15 protein-coding genes, 1 tRNA gene and 1 pseudogene are annotated in these 16,554 nt (G+C 66.9%); 7 read left to right on the top strand and 10 right to left on the bottom strand.

Annotation, left to right across the window (positions count from 1 at the left end; genetic code table 11):
* Positions 1–25: 25 nt before the first annotated feature.
* A complete protein-coding gene (locus tag MCM47_RS23350; protein WP_238863639.1) occupies positions 26–1,447 on the bottom strand; it encodes a family 2B encapsulin nanocompartment shell protein in 1,422 nt (473 codons plus the stop codon).
* A 399-nt stretch (positions 1,448–1,846) separates the two neighbouring features.
* On the opposite strand from MCM47_RS23350, the gene MCM47_RS23345 reads away from it, so the two are divergent.
* Positions 1,847–2,911, top strand: coding sequence for an ATP-grasp domain-containing protein (locus MCM47_RS23345; protein WP_238863638.1), 1,065 nt, complete (start codon positions 1,847–1,849; stop codon positions 2,909–2,911).
* Between the two features lie 78 nt (positions 2,912–2,989).
* On the opposite strand, the gene MCM47_RS23340 is transcribed toward MCM47_RS23345, so the two are convergent.
* The 3 genes from MCM47_RS23340 to MCM47_RS23330 form a co-directional block, all read right to left on the bottom strand.
* Complete coding sequence (locus MCM47_RS23340; RefSeq protein WP_238863637.1) at positions 2,990–3,649, bottom strand: methylated-DNA--[protein]-cysteine S-methyltransferase; 660 nt, start codon at positions 3,647–3,649, stop codon at positions 2,990–2,992.
* Between the two features lie 165 nt (positions 3,650–3,814).
* Positions 3,815–4,048: a hypothetical protein gene (locus MCM47_RS23335; RefSeq protein WP_238863636.1), complete on the bottom strand. Its 234-nt coding sequence runs from the start codon at positions 4,046–4,048 to the stop codon at positions 3,815–3,817.
* Positions 4,049–4,175: 127 nt separating this feature from the next.
* The gene (locus MCM47_RS23330) at positions 4,176–5,462 is read right to left on the bottom strand and encodes an MFS transporter (RefSeq protein ID WP_238863635.1); all 1,287 of its coding nucleotides are present in this window, start codon (positions 5,460–5,462) and stop codon (positions 4,176–4,178) included.
* A gap of 204 nt (positions 5,463–5,666) precedes the next feature.
* On the opposite strand from MCM47_RS23330, the gene MCM47_RS23325 reads away from it, so the two are divergent.
* Positions 5,667–6,473 carry a hypothetical protein gene (locus tag MCM47_RS23325; protein ID WP_238863634.1) on the top strand — a complete coding sequence of 269 codons (807 nt, stop codon included), beginning with the start codon at positions 5,667–5,669 and terminating at the stop codon, positions 6,471–6,473.
* 78 nt (positions 6,474–6,551) lie between these two features.
* On the opposite strand, the gene MCM47_RS23320 is transcribed toward MCM47_RS23325, so the two are convergent.
* The 4 genes and pseudogenes from MCM47_RS23320 to MCM47_RS44070 form a co-directional block, all read right to left on the bottom strand.
* A tRNA-Thr gene (locus MCM47_RS23320) sits at positions 6,552–6,638 on the bottom strand.
* 578 nt (positions 6,639–7,216) lie between these two features.
* Entirely contained in the window at positions 7,217–8,137 is a 921-nt protein-coding gene (locus MCM47_RS23315) for a hypothetical protein (protein WP_238863633.1), read from the bottom strand.
* On the bottom strand, positions 8,130–10,481 hold the full coding sequence (locus MCM47_RS23310; RefSeq protein WP_238863632.1) for a DEAD/DEAH box helicase: 2,352 nt from the start codon (positions 10,479–10,481) through the stop codon (positions 8,130–8,132). Before MCM47_RS23310 ends, MCM47_RS23315 begins: the two co-directional genes overlap by 8 nt.
* A gap of 333 nt (positions 10,482–10,814) precedes the next feature.
* Positions 10,815–11,483 (bottom strand): annotated as a pseudogene (locus MCM47_RS44070) (serine/threonine-protein kinase); the annotation flags it as partial.
* A gap of 272 nt (positions 11,484–11,755) precedes the next feature.
* On the opposite strand from MCM47_RS44070, the gene MCM47_RS23305 reads away from it, so the two are divergent.
* On the top strand, positions 11,756–12,331 hold the full coding sequence (locus MCM47_RS23305) for an HD domain-containing protein (protein WP_374209189.1): 576 nt from the start codon (positions 11,756–11,758) through the stop codon (positions 12,329–12,331).
* On the opposite strand, the gene MCM47_RS23300 is transcribed toward MCM47_RS23305, so the two are convergent.
* Positions 12,319–12,786, bottom strand: coding sequence for an NUDIX hydrolase (locus MCM47_RS23300; RefSeq protein WP_238863631.1), 468 nt, complete (start codon positions 12,784–12,786; stop codon positions 12,319–12,321). The genes MCM47_RS23305 and MCM47_RS23300 overlap by 13 nt on opposite strands.
* Entirely contained in the window at positions 12,773–13,546 is a 774-nt protein-coding gene (locus MCM47_RS23295) for a helix-turn-helix domain-containing protein (protein ID WP_238863630.1), read from the bottom strand. Before MCM47_RS23295 ends, MCM47_RS23300 begins: the two co-directional genes overlap by 14 nt.
* A 96-nt stretch (positions 13,547–13,642) precedes the next feature.
* Between MCM47_RS23295 and MCM47_RS23290 the strand changes: the two genes are divergently transcribed.
* The 4 genes from MCM47_RS23290 (at position 13,643) to MCM47_RS23275 (ending at position 16,547) form a co-directional block, all read left to right on the top strand.
* Entirely contained in the window at positions 13,643–14,335 is a 693-nt protein-coding gene (locus MCM47_RS23290) for an HAD hydrolase-like protein (protein ID WP_238863629.1), read from the top strand.
* Between the two features lie 107 nt (positions 14,336–14,442).
* Positions 14,443–15,348, top strand: a complete 906-nt coding sequence (locus MCM47_RS23285) for a radical SAM protein (protein ID WP_308222416.1) — start codon at positions 14,443–14,445, stop codon at positions 15,346–15,348.
* Positions 15,341–15,982, top strand: a complete 642-nt coding sequence (locus MCM47_RS23280; protein ID WP_238863627.1) for an AAA family ATPase — start codon at positions 15,341–15,343, stop codon at positions 15,980–15,982. Before MCM47_RS23285 ends, MCM47_RS23280 begins: the two co-directional genes overlap by 8 nt.
* On the top strand, positions 15,900–16,547 hold the full coding sequence (locus MCM47_RS23275; RefSeq protein WP_238863626.1) for an SAM-dependent methyltransferase: 648 nt from the start codon (positions 15,900–15,902) through the stop codon (positions 16,545–16,547). Before MCM47_RS23280 ends, MCM47_RS23275 begins: the two co-directional genes overlap by 83 nt.
* Positions 16,548–16,554: the final 7 nt, after the last annotated feature.

The following is a 16,554-nucleotide window of genomic DNA, read 5'->3' as shown; positions in this document are numbered from 1 at the left end:
CAGCGCGGTGGCCGACCGGCCCCGGTCAGTCGCGACGCTGGGCGACGTTGACGTTTTCGAGGACACCGATCGCGTCGGGCACCAGAATGGCTGCGGAGTAGTACGCGCTGACCAGATAGGAAATGATGGCCTTCTCGTCGATCCCCATGAACCGGACCGAGAGGCTCGGCTCGAATTCGTCGGGGATTCCGGTCTGGTGCAGGCCGATGACGCCCTGGTTGTCCTCGCCGGTACGCATCGCGATGATCGAGCTGCTGTGACCGTCGACGATCGGGATCTTGTTGCACGGGAGCACCGGCACCCCGCGCCAGCCGAAGACCTGCCGCCCCTGCACCTCGACGGTGTCCGGGTAGAGGCCGCGGCGGTTGCACTCGCGGCCGAAGGCGGCGATCGCCCGCGGGTGGGCGAGGAACATCTTGGTGCTGCGCCGGCGACTCAGCAGCTCGTCCATGTCGTCCGGGGTGGGCGGGCCGGAGTGGGTCTGGATCCGCTGGTCGTACTCGGCGTTCTGCAGCAGGCCGAACTCCGGGTTGTTGATCAGCTCGTGCTCCTGGCGCTCGCGCAGCGCCTCGATGGTCAGCCGCAGCTGGTGCTCGGTCTGGTTCATCGGCTGGTTGTAGAGGTCGGCCACCCGGGTGTGCACCTTGAGCACGGTCTGCGCGACGCTCAGCTCGTACTCGCGCGGCCGCAGCTCGTAGTCCACGAAGGCCCCGGGCAGCTCGTACTCGCCGTGGTGGCCGGCCGAGAGGTCGATCGCCGCCTCACCGTGCTTGTTCTGCGCCCGCTCGAAGCCGGCCAGGTACTCCATGATGTGCAGCTGCAGGGCCTCGGAGCGGTCCGCGAGCTCCTGGAACGAGGACCAGCGGAGCGCCAGCACGGTGCCCCCGGTGGCGGCCCGCACGGTGTACGGCCAGACGCCCTCCGTCCGGAGCGCCTCGTCGCCCAGGTGGTCGCCGTCGGCCAGGGTGCCGACCACCGCCTCCTCGCCGTACTTGCCGGAGCCCAGTCGGTCGAGCTTGCCGTGCGCGATGACGAAGACCTCGTCGACCGGCGCCCCCGCCGCTACCAGGACGTCGCCGGCGGCGAACTCGCGCTGGACGAAGCGGCCGGCCAGTTCCTCCAGCACGGCGTCGTCCTCGAAGCCGCGCAGCACCGGGACCTCGCGCAGGCTCGGCGGGAGGATCCGCACCTCGGCCCCGGTCTGGACGAAGCCCACCCGGCCACGGCCGACCGAGTAGCGCAGGCGACGGTTCACCCGGTACGTGCCGCCGGACACCTCGACCCACGGCAGCATCCGGAGCAGCCAGCGCGGGCTGATGCCCTGCATCTGCGGCGCGGACTTGGTGATCGTCGCGAGGTTCCGCGCACCCGCCGTGCTGAGACTCTGCTGCTGGACCTGCGGCTGACCGCCGGGCGCAGGAATACCGACGGTGGTTTCGGTCGACATAGGGAGCCCTTCGCATACCCGGTGAAGTGTCGCCTTGCAACAATCATGGTGAGGCCATTCGGAGGCCCGCCGCAATCACTCTTTCGAGTGGTCGGAATAACCGAACAAATAGGACGACTAGATCACCTGATCGATATTGCTTCGATAAGCATTCGAATACCTGGAACCCGTCCGCCGCTGGACTTTCGAACACCCTGCCGGAAGGGCCGCGGCACGACCCGCCCGCCACGGCCCCCGCCGAGCGGCCCCCGCACCCCTCGGCCCCCCCGGGCACCCCCGGTGCGCGACCGCGTCAGGGGCCGCTAAGGTGCCACCTCAAAGGGCCCCGGGGCCGGTTGACGCGTGTGGTCGAACACCGGACGGCCCTCTCCTCGTTCACCCCTGCCCTGGTAGGCCCTCATGAGCGCCCCCGTACGTGTCTGGCTCAACCGCACCTACGCCGAGAACGTCTTCTTCATCGAACAGCTGCGCGCCGCCCCGCGCCCCGTCCTGGTCCACGCCACCCACGTCGACGCCGACTCCCCCGTCCTGGCCGCCGCCGACCGCGCCGCCCTGGAACCGGGCGACCTGACCCCGGACGCCTACGTCGCCTACGCGCTCGACTACTGCGCCCGCCACTCCATCGACGTCTTCCTGCCCCGCCTCAACCAGCTCGCGATATCCCTGCACCACCAGGAGTTCGAAGCGATCGGCACCGCCCTCGCCTGCCCGCCCGCCACCGCGATCGCGGCCTTCGACAGCAAGGCGGACGGCTACGCGGCGCTGGCCGCAGCCGGGCTGCCCACCCCGCCCTGGTGGCAGGTGCGCAGCGCCGCCGACCTGCTCACCGCGGTCGACCGGATCGAGTCCGCCGGCCTCACCGCCTGCCTCAAGCCGGTCTCCGGCGCCGGCGGCGAGGGCTTCCGGGTGCTCACCCGCGAGCCGTTCGGCCTGCACCGGCTGGCCGGCTGGGACAGCCGGGTCCAGGTGGAGCAGGTGGCCGCCGCGCTGGACGCCGCCGAGGAACCCGCCGACCTGCTGGTGATGCCCTTCCTGGACGGGCCCGAGGTCTCGGTGGACTGCCTCGCCGACCGCGACGGCACCCTGCTCGCCGCCGTCGGCCGCAGCAAGCACCGGCGCCGCCGCAGCTTCACCACCGCACCGCGGTACCTGGAACCGGCCCGCCGGGTGGTCGAGTCCACCGGGATGGCCTTCCTCTCCAACGTCCAGTTCCGCCACCTCGCCGGGGAGCCGATCGTCATCGACGTCAACACCCGGCCCTCCGGCGGCCTGCACCAGCTGCGCCTGTGCGGGCTCAATCTGCCGTGGAACGCCGTGCAGTTGGCGCTCGGCGAGCGGCCCGACACCGACTGGCCCGAGGAACTGGCCGGGATCGAGTACACCTTGGTGGCCGGCATCCAGCCGGTACTGCCGCGCGAGGTCCCGTTCGGCCTCGGCCTCACCCCGGTGGAGCTCGTGCACTGAGCGACGGCGCCCCCGGGGTCGGCGTACGCCTCGTCGGGCCCGGCCGCTCCGGCCGCCGCTGTGGGTCCAATCCTCCTGCTACAGCGGGCCGTTCCAGTCCAGCGTCGGCTCCAGCACCCCCTCCAGGGTGAGCAGCCAGCGCTTCACCTCGATGCCGACCCGGCCGCCGCCGAAGCCGCCGATCCCGTCCGCCGCCACCACCCGGTGGCACGGCACCAGCAGCGGAACGGGATTGGCGGCCATCATCTGCCCGACCGTCCGGGCGGCCAGCCCCGGCTCCGCCACGTCCTCGAACACCCCGCTGCGGGAGGCCAGTTCGCCGTAGGTGATGGTCCTCCCGTACGGCACCTCACGGAACAGGGTCTGCAGCACCGCCCGGTGCGGACCGGTGCTCAGGCTCCAGTCGATCGGGAGTCCCAGCTCCCGGCTCCGCCCGGCCAGGTAGTCGCCGATCCGCCCTTTCACCGCGGCGATCTTCGCCTCGTCCGTGCAGCGCGGCAGCTCACCGGCCTCGTCGCCCAGGTAGCCCCCGGCCACCACGCCCAGCGGCGTCACCGCGATGTGCATCGGCCCGCTCGGCAGCGGTGTCTCCACGGTCAGCCAGGACATCCCGCCCGGCCGGGGCGCGCCACCGGGCCGCGCTCCGACCACTCCGGACGGCGTGGCCGACGTGGCCGCTCCGGAGGGCGTCACCGCTCCGCCCGCTCCGGTCTGCGCCGTCGGTCGCGACTGCGACATCCGCAGGCCTCCGCCCTCCTCCGCCGGACCGGCCGCCGGCCGCGCCGGCACCCGGAAGGCGCGCGCGGACCACCCGCCCCGCGCGCCATCGTACGTCCCGCGGCGGTCCGCCACCGGCTCGTCCGGAACCCGTCCTCGCGCGGGGACCGGCCCGCCGGTCCTGCCCTAGAGGCGCCCCTTCAGCTCCGTGGCGAGCTCCCGCGACCAGTGCACCAGCTCGGCCCGGTCGGGCGCCCGGCCCTCGCAGAGGGCCACGAGCTGTGCGTCGTTGATCCGGTTGGGGCCGGGGATCTCCAGCAGATAGACGAGCTCCTCGAGCATCGTGGCGAGGCGCTTGGCGTCGGTGTGCTCCATGGCGACGGACGCCTCGTGGTGGCTGATGGTGAGAGAACCAGGCATGGCCGACCTCCTCCGTTGCCCCCCGCACTCCCTCCACCGTACGACCGGCCCGGTCCCGGTGCTCACCCGGTGCGCCGGAGCAGCACCCGCGGGGCGGCCCGACCCCGGTCCCCTGGCATGCCCCGACTCAGTCCGCTCCGCCGCCGCTCGGCGGTCCGGGTGAGTCCCAGCCGGCGCAGCGCACCTCGCGCACCCCCAACACTGCGACGGTGGCGACGAGTTGCCACAGGGCTCCGAAGGCCAGCACGGCGCCCGCCCCGACCCGGTCAGCCAGCGGACCGGCCGCCGCCAGTCCGAGCGGGCCGAGGACGAAGGCACCCAGCCCGCCGAAGGCGGTGACCCGCGCCAGGACGTCACCGGGCACCCAGCGTTGCATCGTGGTCTCGTACAGCGCCCCGCAGACCGCCGATCCGAGCCCGGCCACCAGCGCCGCCGCGGCCGTCCAGGGCAGCGGCACGCCCGCCGCGAGCGTCGCCGAGGGCAGCGCCCAGCCGAGGCTCGCCACCGTGGCGACCGCGAGCGGCCGAGTCGGCCGGCGGCCCAGCACCAGCAGGCCGCCCAGCACCGCACCGGCCCCGTACACCCCCATCACCAGACCCCAGGCGCGCGCCCCGCCGAGCTCGCGCTGCGCGGTCAGCGGGCCCAGCACCAGGAACGGCGCCCAGACGAGCAGGTTGAAGAGGGCCATCTGCACCGTGGTGACCCAGAGCCACGTGCGCGACCGGAACTCCGACCAGCCCTCGCGCAGATCCGCCGCCAGCGAGTCCGACGCGCCCGGCTCCGCCGGCCGGGCCACCGATAGCCGGGCCAGCGCCAGCGCACCGATCCCGTACGTGACGGCGTCGACCAGGAGGACGGAGGCCGGGCCGGACCACGCCACCAGCACTCCCGCGAGCGCCGGGCCGGCCACCATGGAGACCGAACGAGCCAACCCCAGTAGGGCGTTGGCGTCCCCGAGGCGCTCCTTCCGGGTGACCAACCCGGGCACCAGCGCCCCGAGCGCGGGCAGGAACACCCCCTCGCCGAGCCCCCACACGGCGACCAGCCCCACCACCGCCCACACCGGCGCCTGTCCGGCGGCCAGCGCGGCCGCGAACACCCCCTGCACCCCGCAGCGCAGCACGTCCGCGGCCAGCATCACCCGGCGGCTGCCCAGCCGGTCCGCGGCCACCCCGCCGGCCGCCATCACCAGGACGATCGGCAGGATCCGGGCCGCCATCACCCACCCCAGGTCGGTGCCACTCCCCCCGCCGTCGAGCACCGCGAAGGCCACCGCGACCGGCGCCATCGAGGAGCCGAACAGGGAGGTCGCGTAGCCGACGAAGAACCACCGGAAATCGTGTTCGCCCAGCACGGAGAGGCGGCTGCGCAGCCGCGTCCGGCGGGCGGGAACCAGGTCCACATCCACTGCCATGGGCGGCAAGTCTGCCCGTGCGCCGAAGCCGCTTTCAAGACTTCCGGGCGGAAAACCTGAGCCCATTCGCATCAATTTCCACCGTCGAGCCTATTACCGCAGTAAATCACCCCACAAACCACCTCCCACCTGCCGTTTACTGCGCTTCTCGTCTATGCTGAATTCGCCTTCCCTCCACCATTTACTGCGGAAAGAGCGCGCCCGATGACCCTCAGGCCCCCCGTCGAGTACGCGGTCGCCGTCGAGCGCTACCTGGCCGCCTCCGGCCTCGGCACCGGCTCCCGCCGCGTCTACCGGATCGCCCTCGACACCTGGGCCTGGGCGCTCGCCGACCGGCCCGTCCCCACCGGCCCCGAACGGCGCCGCGCCCGCCCACCGGTCCTCCCGCTCGCCCTGCTGGAGCGCCCCGGCGCCGCCCCCCGCCTCCAGGCCGCCGCCGCCCACCGCGCCGTCACCGCCGGCACGCGCACCCTCAACCGTGAAATCTCCACCCTGCGCGCGGCCGCCGCCTGGTGGCTCACCCGCGGCTGGATCTCCACCGACCCCACCACCACCCTGCGCCCGCAGGCCCTCCCCGCCCCCGCCCCCACGGACCCCGCCAGGCTCACCCCCGAACAGCTGAGCGCGCTCTTCGCGCTCCGCGCCCCGCTCCGCGAACAGGCCCTCTGGCACCTTCTCCACGAGAGCGGCGCCACCATCGAGGCCGCCCTCGCGCTCGACGTCGACCACCTCGACCTCACCCGCCGTCGCACCCACACCTCGACCGCCCCGCTGCGCTGGCGGACCGGCACCGCCCGCCTGCTCCCCCTCCTCGTGGCCGGCCGCACCGCCGGCCCCCTCTTCCTCACCGACCGCCGCGCCCCCGCCACCACCCCGGCGCGCGACCGCTGCCCCCACACCGGCCGCGCCCGGCTCTCCTACCGCCGCGCCGCCGAGCTCCTCACCACCCACACCCGCCCGCTGACCCCCGACGCCACCGGCTGGACCCTCCGCCAACTCCGCCCGCACTGAGGCGAACCCACGCGCCGGCACGACGAAGCGCCCCGAGCCGGACACCGGCTCGGGGCGCTTCTGAAGCCCTCCACAACGAGCCCCCTGTCGGGTTCGAACCGACGACCCCCGCTTTACAAGACGAACCCGGATCATGACGGGGCGTGACGCCTGATGCCGCGTGGCACTGAACCTGCAGGTCAGCGCCACGTGGCAGACCTCGCGATCCCGCTCCGATGGCCTGCTGCCGTCCTGTCCGCTCACGCATCGCTCACGCATCAGCAAGCCTCAGCAGGACAGCTGGAGCACCTGCTCACGCCTCGCTAGTCGACTCGCTGCTCCTCGATCATCCGGAGATAGCGCTCATAAGCCTTATCAACCTCGGCGGGAATCTTTACTAGCGTCCCTTCCTCCATCCTGTAGGGAAGCTTGGGGTCGCCACGAAAGGACAGCCAGTTAAAGCTAGTTGAGACCCACAATCCATCACAGATGAGGATCTTGGCATGTGTATCTCTCAACCTGGCTAGCGTAAATCGATCTGAGTGCCGCTGTTGGAGGTTATACAGGCGGCGCAGAGCATCCTCATCTGATCCAAGGTCGTCTGGGCCGTAACCGTGCGCTATGTGTACGCGAACGCCCTGCCGCAGCCGCTGCCCCAGCCGCTCGACGAAAGCGCGATTCACGACACCCCGCTTAACCCATGGGGATATTATCAAGAGTCGCCGACTGGCATCATCCAATGCTTTTGCAAGCAGGTCGGAGTGCTAAAATACGCTGAGGCTTCGAACCGGAACGGTATGGAGAGAGGGGATCGGATCCGCCACTCCATTTGCCTCAAGCACAGGGAGAGCTTGCGATGATGCCTGCGTAAGGTGCTGGGCTACCTCACTGCTATCCATCCGGATATCTTCGAGGTCCGCGCGCAGAACAGGACGCTCAGCCGCCGGGCCGATACTAATTTTGAGGCTTTCTACAGCGTTGACGCGCTGCAGGGCAGCATCATGACTCGGGCTCAAGTCGCTGTCCACGCACACAGCCAGCTGAACATCATCCCGTGCGGCATCACCATATACAAGCAACTTCACCGGCATATAGCGATACGATGTCCGATTGACAGCCCTTACACGGAGTACCTCAACACTCGGCTTTCCACTTCGCCGCGCAAGTAGAGAATTGATTCCAGCTGGCGTTACGTCCGGGAGCTCAACCCGCGCAGACCGGGCGGCGGGAAGCAGAATCATCCCGTCTTCGATTGCTTGCTGCTTAGTCTTCAGCATCGCTTTTGGATAATCGACGATTGACCACGTCAACCGATCGAATACCAGAGGCAGTGGCCGCAATACTGGCTGAACTGCCACTAGAGTCCGGACCGTTTCCCGACCCTGCAAAGTCAGCGAAAGGCCCTGATCGCGCTCCCGATACTGGAGGTTACCGATAACAACCTGATTCGCCACAGCAGTAGAAACCTGGTCCTCGTGAAGGCCAAGGATTCCAGCGAGATCAGAATTAGAGGCAGCTCCTTCTGCCGCGAACCTGAGGATGAACTCGTCCAGGAGTGGAAGCTTCTTGCGCTCCTGGGCAACAACATCCGCTGTCACCACCGTGACCGGCACAGCCGCATCCTCGATAGCCAGAAGATCAAGCCCAGGACGAAGGTGGCCAAACCTAAGATGGAAGTCAGTCACTGTCAGCCTGCCTGATCACACAGTCATCCGAATGCCCGTCAACGTATTCAAGTACCTGGCGCAGCGCTCCAGTGGTGCTGCGAATGAAGTGGGCATCGCCTACAATCACGAGGCCAAATCGCGCACGCGACAGGGCGACGTTGACGCGGCGCCAATAGTCGGCCGACAGGAATCCCAACTTCGCTTCTGTGTTGCTACGGGTCACGGAGAAGAAGGCGATATCAGCCTCTCGCCCTTGCGCCGCATCGACGGAAAGCACGGACACATCGAGGTGTCGAAACTGGACAGCGGTCGTCCGCCGGCGCAAGTCCTCAACCTGATGGCTGTAAGGCGCGATAACCAGAACCTCAAGCCGATCACGGCCATCAGGGAGGGAAATCACCGACTTATCCACTCCACCATCAAGCGCCCTCAGCCGATCAACAATGATCTTTGCTTCAGCAGGATTCGCATAGCTCCGGTTGGCCGCGCCAGACAGAACCTCGCTTCGAGACTTCCCGAGGATGCTGGTGTCCAGCCAGAGAACCGGCTTTCCAAATATGGCATTATAGCCGCGCAGGCCTTCTACCCGGGAAGATCGAAGCTCGCCATCGTAGAAGCATGTAGAGATCAGATCGCCAATCGGGCGGATCATTCTGTACTGCTCCTGGAGCATAAGCTGCGAATGCTCTGGCATATTCTCAGCAAGTCGACTGAATAGTGTCTCTTCCACCTCTTCTCGGGTGAGCTCATGCTCCTCCAATACCTTACGAGACCGAAGGAGTTCCTCATCCATTGGCGGAAGCTGCCGTGTATCTCCAACAAGGATCCAGCGCTTAGCACGCGCCATTGGCACTAGGGCCTCAGTCACCGTGGCTTTCGATGCCTCGTCAAGAATACATAGATCCAAATCAAGGGCCTTTACCGCGGGATTTCCGAGAAATCCCACACACGTACCTGCGACCACGCGGGCAGTCTCCAGGAAGACAGAGACAAGAGCAGAGTCCGAGGCAATCCTCTGCAGCCACTCCGCCTGAAGAGTCATAGTCTTCATCAGAGCGAGTGCGGTCGGACTTTCGCCGATCAGCAGGTCCACTGCAGCCTCAGACTCAGCAAGGGTGATCCCCTCGTGGAGCGTCAGCTCTCCCGCCAGTTCGCGTTGGGCCTGCGCCCGCAGCTCCTCCTGAAGACTTGCCAAGGCATCAAGTCGCTGACGAAGGCCGGATGGTTCCGCAGTCAGTGTCAATGCGGTCGCGATCTCAGATGGGTCGTCCTCGCCTTGAAGGAGCAAGTCCAGCTCAATCTTCTCTGACTCACGGATCGCCGCTGACAACTCGCGAAGAGCAAGCGCTGCACGCAGATGATGCGGCGCTATCCCAGATGACTCAGATTGAGACTCCAGATATTTCTCCGCGCTGCGACGGACGCGACTGGCCCATCGAGTCATCTGCTGTTCAAGGAGAAGATGGCTAACAGATCCATTCACGCGCGCGTCCGCCGGCGTACCAAGACGGACCAGCCCGTTGATGCCAGCTTTATCCAGGCGTTGAAGTGCATTATCCACCGCCACGTGAGTCTGAGACACAATGAGGATCCGTGCCGCAGGGTTGCGCCTCAAATATTGCGCCACAGTCTCGGCAATGAAGCTTGTCTTACCGGTCCCGGGTGGCCCCTGCACAAGGAAAATATCGCTTGCGCCGAGGGCCGACTGAACTGCAGCCCGCTTACTGCCGTCCAGATCGAGGTCCCAAGTATCGATTGTTACGGGCTCAGGGGCCGCACAAAGAGACGGAGTCAGAATCAACTCTCGGAGGTCTGAGCGAGCAGTGCTTCCCGTCCGTATCGCAGCGACAGCCGCACGCTGCCGCGCCAGAGACGCCTCGCTACGCCCCAGCGAGGGAGCGAGCATGCCTTGTCCAGGAATCTTGTCGAATATGCGATCGCTGCGCAGAGTAAGTGTAGAGCCGATTTGGCGGATCACCTCGCCCCGCCCATAAGCCCAACCGGTCTGGGCGAGCGTGATCTGCCATTCAGTCCCTACGAGATCCTGCTCAGGCGCGGAACGCAGAGTGAAATCTGCCTCACGACCGCGTACGGCCACTGAGCGATAAGTTACGGCCTGAAGATCTCCTCTCGCGAGATCCTCACGAGCTCGAAGAACCCGCGCCCATAGTTCGAAGAGGCCATCGCCATCTGCGCGGTCCTTCCGCTGTTCGCGCTGCGCAGCGCGTTCCTCTTCGAAGGAATCCAGGCAGGAAATGAGCGCGTCGAAGGAATTCCGCGCACTGACAGGATCTCGAGGATCAGAAAACGACCACGAAAACGTTGCCGGCAGAATCAGCGATCGTTCACGAAGGCGGTCCAACTCATCCGACTCGGGCCTCACAGCCCACGTGACCACAAATCCGGAACTTTCGGCTGGCTTTAGAGTATATTTCCACTCTCGACCAGATAGAATGACGACGTCGCGAGACGGTCGAGCATTCTCTCTATCATACCCGAACACGATATATGAAGCCTCTGCGAGGTCCGCAGAGGCAAGCGTCGCAGCAGCCCTTCGATCCGAAATCTGAGAATTTCCTAGAAGCTGCCCCATTGCTGCTTTGGTCAGTCGAAGCGAAACTCTCGTCGGCCCGCCGGGAGAAATTGAGGCTCGCTCTCTGATGCATCTATCGAGCTCACCCGCCAGCACCGATGCATTCGCTGGCCTGGAAGCCGGCTCCGAGCTCAGACACTTCTCCAGCAGCCGTCGCACGTCTGGAGGAACGTCAACCGAAGCAAGGGAAGACGCGACGTCGCTCGCATCTCTAATACGATCTTTGGTCAAGCACTGAAGCAGTAGAACCGCAGTAGCGTACACATCCCGTACATACGGGATGGGAGTCTCAATCTCGGGAGGAGTGTATGGACCTGATCTGAAACCCGCGACAGTCATGTCGCCACTACTGTCTATTTCTCCCCGCAGCTTAGCGATCCCAAAGTCAGCAAGAAGGGGCCGCCCACTGGAATCGATTAGAACGTTCCCCGGCTTGATATCCCTGTGCTCAACGTGATTTATGTGGGCGTGGGCCAACGCTTCAAGCATCGGGGTCGCAATGACTTCCGCCAACTCTTCCCACGCGTACGGGCCGTGAGCTGTCAGCACGTCGAAGAGCGAGCGCTCCACCCAATCCAGGACGATATAGAAAACTCCTGTACCCTCTTGAATGCCAGCATCTCTGAAACGCACGATGCCGGGGTGTGACAGAGACCGAAGTGAGCTAACCTCGCGATCAAAGATCTTTCGCGTCAGGGCATCTGAGGACGCGCTGATGAACTTGACAGCGACCACTGCACCAGACCTCGTGTCGAACGCCTGCCGCACCACGGATAGACCGCCAGTTCGGGATCCGCCCTCAACCAGCACATATCGGTTGGCGATGATCTCTGGCACTCATACCCCTGAAGCACTAGCAGGTGCAGTCTGCTGACATGGCGACGTCAGAGATGGCTCGGAAGTAGAGAGCCCCCCACGGTCTTCCGAACAGACTAGTCGTGACTGCCCATCAGCGGTACGCCTTCGCGCCAGACAGCTGCGGTCCTATGCGATCGCTCGGAGATCAATCGACGGGGATCGGACTGCCACGAGCGTCTCTGGGCATGTATCCGAACATGGACGGTGGGCTGGTGTCGTGGGCGTTCCAGATAGCTGCGGCGGAGTTGGGCGGCCCTCTACCGCGCCGGTGGACACATTCTCAAGGTGTTGCCGCGCGCGCCGTCGAGCTCGCGCGGCTCCTGGAAGCTGATTGCGCGCTCCTACGGGCAGCGGCTGTGCTCCACGATGTCGGATACGCCCCTCGGCTAGCACTCACGGGGTTCCACCCGCTCGACGGCGCCCGATTCCTCCGCGACGTTCATGGCGCTGACGAGCGGCTGACGCTGCTGGTGGCGAACCACTCGTTCGCGCTGATGGAAGCGGAGGAGCGAGGCTTGCGGGAAGTGCTGGAGTCCGAGTTCCCGCCGCTGGAGGATCAACGGCTGGTGGATGCATTGGTGTGGTGCGACATGACGACAACGCCCGACGGGGAACCGACGACGGCCGAGGCGCGGGTGGCGGAGATCGTCAGCCGCTACGGGGCGGACAGTGTGGTCGGTCGGTTCATTCGTCGGGCGTCGCCGGACATCTTCGCAGCGGTGGTTCGGGTGGAGACGGCGCTGACGGCTCATCCGAGGTAGGGGTAGGTGCCAGCGAGGTAGTCGCCGATCTGCTGGCGCATGCTGGGGTGGATGTCGTACTGGTCGAGGTCGGCGGGCTGGACGAAGCGGACGCCGTCGGCCTCATCGTTGATCGTGGGCTGTCCTCCGACGGGGCGGCCGATGTAGGTGTTCTCGTACTGCTGGCGGATCTCGCCGTCGGTGTAGGCAACGATGTGGTTCGGGTTGGTGTAGATGCCGAGGAAGCCAGTGATCTCGGCGATGATGCCGGTCTCCTCCAGGCACTCGCGCACGGCGCACTGGGCTGCAGTCTCACCGATGTCCTGGGCTCCGCCGGGTAGGGCCCACTGGCCTGTGTCGCGGCGGCGCTGGAGCAGGATCGCTCCCTGGTCGTCGACGACGAGCAGGTTGCTGGCGGGGATGAGGGTGTTGGCCTTGGGGGCGTTCGGGTCGTTGTAGTACTCAGTCCTGCCCATGCGCGGCGGTCCCCTCCCGGTCGGGCGTCCAGGGGCGTGCGCCGGCCCAGACGGCTTCGAAGCTCTGAGCGTAGTTGTCGAACCAGCCGGTGGCATCCACTCGCTTGAGGTGGAGCAGAGGGTTGGCGCTGGCCGGCTGGCCGAAGACGTGCGGGTTGACCAGCAGGTTGTCGTCGTAGCGGAAGAGGGAGTTGTAGAGCGTGGTGTCGTGGAGACGCACCTGGCAGCCGTCTTCCGGCAGCAGCGGGCGGTAATAGGTGAGGGAGGCGCGGATCTTCGCTGCGAGGGTGTCGCCGATGCCCTCTTCCCGACCTCGGATTGCGGCGGCCTGGCCGCTCGGGTCGCCGAAGCAGAGGCGGACCTGGACACCGTCGGCTGCGCGTTCGGCGAGCATTTTGGCGACGTGCGGGTTGGACTGGGCGAAGAAGGTGCCGGAGAAGACAAGGACGTCGATCTGCTGTTGGGCTTCCTGCAGCAGGGTCAACCAGGTATCTCTAGGGACGCTGGCACGGTTTTGGTAGGTGCCGACCAGCTCGGTTCCTAATCCGTCGCCAGTCCGGCCTGTGCGGGCCTGGGTGTCCGGCCAGAGGAAGGTCTCTTCGACGCGCAGGTACTGTGCGGCGCGGAACCGGTGCCGCGGGTGGGGCACTCGCCCGCCGAGCCAGCGGCCGACTGTCTTGGGGTCCACGTCGCAGGCTTCGGCGAGCGACTCGGGCTCGATGCCACGCTGGGCGAGTACGGAGTGAAGTCGCTCGTTCACGGAGGCTATACAAGCCGAGGGTCTCATGCCCGTGCAAGGACGTTGCGGTACGTCCGCATGAAGCTGATGGTGCGACAGGGTGCTTACGCTGGCGGTATGCAGCTCATCGTCCTGTGGGACATCGACCACACGCTCATTGACAACGCTGGGGTGAGCAAGGAGATCTATGCCGCCGCGTTCGCGGCTCTCACGGGAACGGCGCCCACGACGGCTGCGGCGACGGAAGGCCGTACGGATCGCCTGATCATGCAGGAGATGTTTCACCGGCACCACCTGCCCGAGCCAGACTGGGCGACTGTCGAGGCCGCGCTCTCGGAGGCGGGTGAGGCACGGCTCAATGACCTGCGCAGGCGGGGGACGGCGCTGCCGGGTGTCCGCGAGACGCTCAAGGCGGTGTCGGTGCAGGGGGAATGGGTGTCGTCGCTGCTGACGGGCAACGTCGCGGCCAATGCCCGCGTGAAGCTGTCGGCCTTTGACCTCGATCCGCTGCTGGACCTACCAGTCGGGGCCTACGGGGCCGATGCCGTCGATCGTCCGGACCTGGTGGCCGTCGCCCGCGAGCGTGTCCAGCGTGACCGTGGCGTGCGAAGTGATGCGCCTGTGGTCCTGGTTGGTGACACGCCACGCGATGTCGAGGCCGCGCTCGCCACCGGCTCCGGGATCATCGCGGTCGCTACCGGCATCCACAGCCAGGCCCAGCTGAGGGCCGCCGGCGCATCCGTTGTGTTGCCGGACCTCTCGGACACAGTGCACGTCCTCGGCCTCCTGGCGACGTTCGCAGGACGCTGAAAACGTCCCAGGACGTCCTTGGCCCGTCCGCCTACGCGGTGACGCCGTCCCTGCACTCTCCGACACCATCAGGTCTCCAACAGGCAACTGGCTCAGGGAGGCCCCACGTGATCGGGGAAGTCACCGGAATCAGCGTGATCCGGATGCTGTACCTACAGCTGCTGTACCGCTGCAACATGGACTGCCTGCACTGCTTCCACGGCGAGCGGCTCAAGCACGCCGACGCCTTCAGCCCCGAGGAGGCGATCAACCTCCTCACGCTCATGCGCGACCAGTACGACACCGAGGGCGTCACCCTGCTCGGCGGCGAGCCCTTCGTCTACAAGGACCTCACGCAGGTCGTCCGGTACGCCAAGCAGGAGCTGGGCCTCCAGGTCGAGATCTGCACCAACGGCTACCGCATCGAACGCCGCCTCACCGAGATCGCTCCGTACCTGGACGTCCTGCGGATCTCCCTGGAAGGCATCGGCGCCACCAACGACCGTATTCGCAAATTCGGCAGCTACCAGGGCGCCCTGAGCGCCCTCGACCTCGCCCGCGAACTCGGCATCCGCACCGGGGCGACCATGACGGTGACCTCCCAGAACATCGAGGAGGTGCTGCCGCTGGCGCGTACTCTCCAGGAGTACGGCGCCGCGCAGCTCAAGCTCCACCACCTCCGGCCGGTCGGCAACGCCTCCTCCCACCCCGAACTCCTCGTCACCGACCGGGCCCTGTACGCCCGACTGCGCCAGCAGATCCACGGCGCCACCGACCTGACCATTCAGGTCGTCCTGGACGAGGACCTGTCCCTCGACGGCGCCCCCGAGATCGGCCCTCCCATCAACGGTCTCCGAGAGATCCCGCGGATCGAGGCCGACCCCCGAGGCGCACTCACGATGTCGTGCAACGCAGTCGGGAAGGACTCCCACGCCTTCTGGTACGACAAGGCTGCCGACCGCATCGTCCACCGGCCGAGTGCGATCGACGAGATCACCCTGTCCGTGCCGGCCGTGGTGTACGAGCGTGTCTGACCGCCTGCTGTTCGAGAGCCTCGAAGGGCTGCGCGGGACCGGCAAGTCGACCATCGCGCCGATGCTCGCCGCAGCCCGCGAGGCCGTCCTGGTCCCCACCGTGCCGCTGCTCTACCTGCCGCTGCGGCGCGAGATCGACATGCGCGGCAACGTCGAGGCCCGGATGTGCTTCTACCTCTCCGGACTGTTCACCGCCGTCGACGAGATACAGCGCTACCTCTCTGCCGGCATCCCCGTCGTCGTGGAGAGCTATTTCGCCCGCTGCCTGGCCAACCACCGAGCCTTCGGCGCCCGCCTGGGCATCGCGTTGCCGCCGGACCTGCCGGAGCCCGTCACCTACCACCTGGTCTGCGCTGAGGACGAGCGCCGACGCCGACTGGCCGAGCGGGACAAGCCGGCCTCGCGCTGGGACGTACTCGGCGAGGAGGTCTCCGACCGGATCACCGACGCCTACTCGCGATTTCCGATGCATCGGGTGGACACAACGGGCCTCGGCCCGGAACAGGTCGTCCAGGCGATCCTCGCCACTGACACGCAAGGAGCCCACCGCCGTGCAGACGCAGAGTCTGTGGGAGCACACCGTCACCTTCTTCCCCCAGTTCCTCGCCGCTCTGAAGGAACGCGTCTCCCCTGACGGCACGGTCGCGGTCATCGGCGCCGCCGACGGCAGACTCGTCCTTCCGCTTGCCGCCGCCGGCTACCGCGTCATCGCCTTCGAGCGCGACCCGTTCGCGCTCCACGGCGGCAAGGTCAGCGTTTCTGGTGAGGTCAACGCCCACGCGCTCGGGCTGATCGACCGGCTCAAGCTCGAAGAGCTCTACGACCGAGTACAGGTCGTAGAAGAGGACTTCCTCGACGCTCAGCCGCTCGACATGCTCTGCGACGCGGTCTGGACGAGCTGTTCGTGGCACTACAGCACCAACCACCACCGACCTCTCGCCGAGTTCGTCGCACGGATGCAGCTACTCGTCCGCGCGAACGGCCTGTTCGGCGCGGAGTTCATGATGCCCGTCGAGCCTCGCCACCACCTGATCGAGCACTACACCTCGCCCGAGAAGCTCAGCCGCCACTTCTCCAGCGCCTGGAGCGTCCTGCTGACCCTGCGCACAGGCGAGTTCACCGAGCGGGCCCACCTCGGCCAACCCCAGGACCACACTCACCGCATGGGGCTGCTTCTCGCAGCCCGCACTCCCAGGTAGCTAAACC

The sequence above is a fragment of the Kitasatospora sp. A2-31 genome, from assembly GCF_022288725.1.
Lineage (GTDB): Bacteria > Actinomycetota > Actinomycetes > Streptomycetales > Streptomycetaceae > Kitasatospora.
Note: the sequence above shows the minus strand (reverse complement) of the source record. Positions and strands in the feature narration are given on the sequence as shown.

Coding starts and splice junctions, on each gene's coding strand:
- MCM47_RS23340 (WP_238863637.1), bottom strand. CDS start 3,649: ATGTCGCAGTCGCGACCGACGGCGCAGACCGGAGCGGGCGGAGCGGTG.
- MCM47_RS23325 (WP_238863634.1), top strand. CDS start 5,667: ATGACCCTCAGGCCCCCCGTCGAGTACGCGGTCGCCGTCGAGCGCTAC.
- MCM47_RS23350 (WP_238863639.1), bottom strand. CDS start 1,447: ATGTCGACCGAAACCACCGTCGGTATTCCTGCGCCCGGCGGTCAGCCG.
- MCM47_RS23335 (WP_238863636.1), bottom strand. CDS start 4,048: ATGCCTGGTTCTCTCACCATCAGCCACCACGAGGCGTCCGTCGCCATG.
- MCM47_RS23345 (WP_238863638.1), top strand. CDS start 1,847: ATGAGCGCCCCCGTACGTGTCTGGCTCAACCGCACCTACGCCGAGAAC.
- MCM47_RS23290 (WP_238863629.1), top strand. CDS start 13,643: ATGCAGCTCATCGTCCTGTGGGACATCGACCACACGCTCATTGACAAC.
- MCM47_RS23300 (WP_238863631.1), bottom strand. CDS start 12,786: ATGGGCAGGACTGAGTACTACAACGACCCGAACGCCCCCAAGGCCAAC.
- MCM47_RS23330 (WP_238863635.1), bottom strand. CDS start 5,462: ATGGCAGTGGATGTGGACCTGGTTCCCGCCCGCCGGACGCGGCTGCGC.
- MCM47_RS23305 (WP_374209189.1), top strand. CDS start 11,756: ATGTATCCGAACATGGACGGTGGGCTGGTGTCGTGGGCGTTCCAGATA.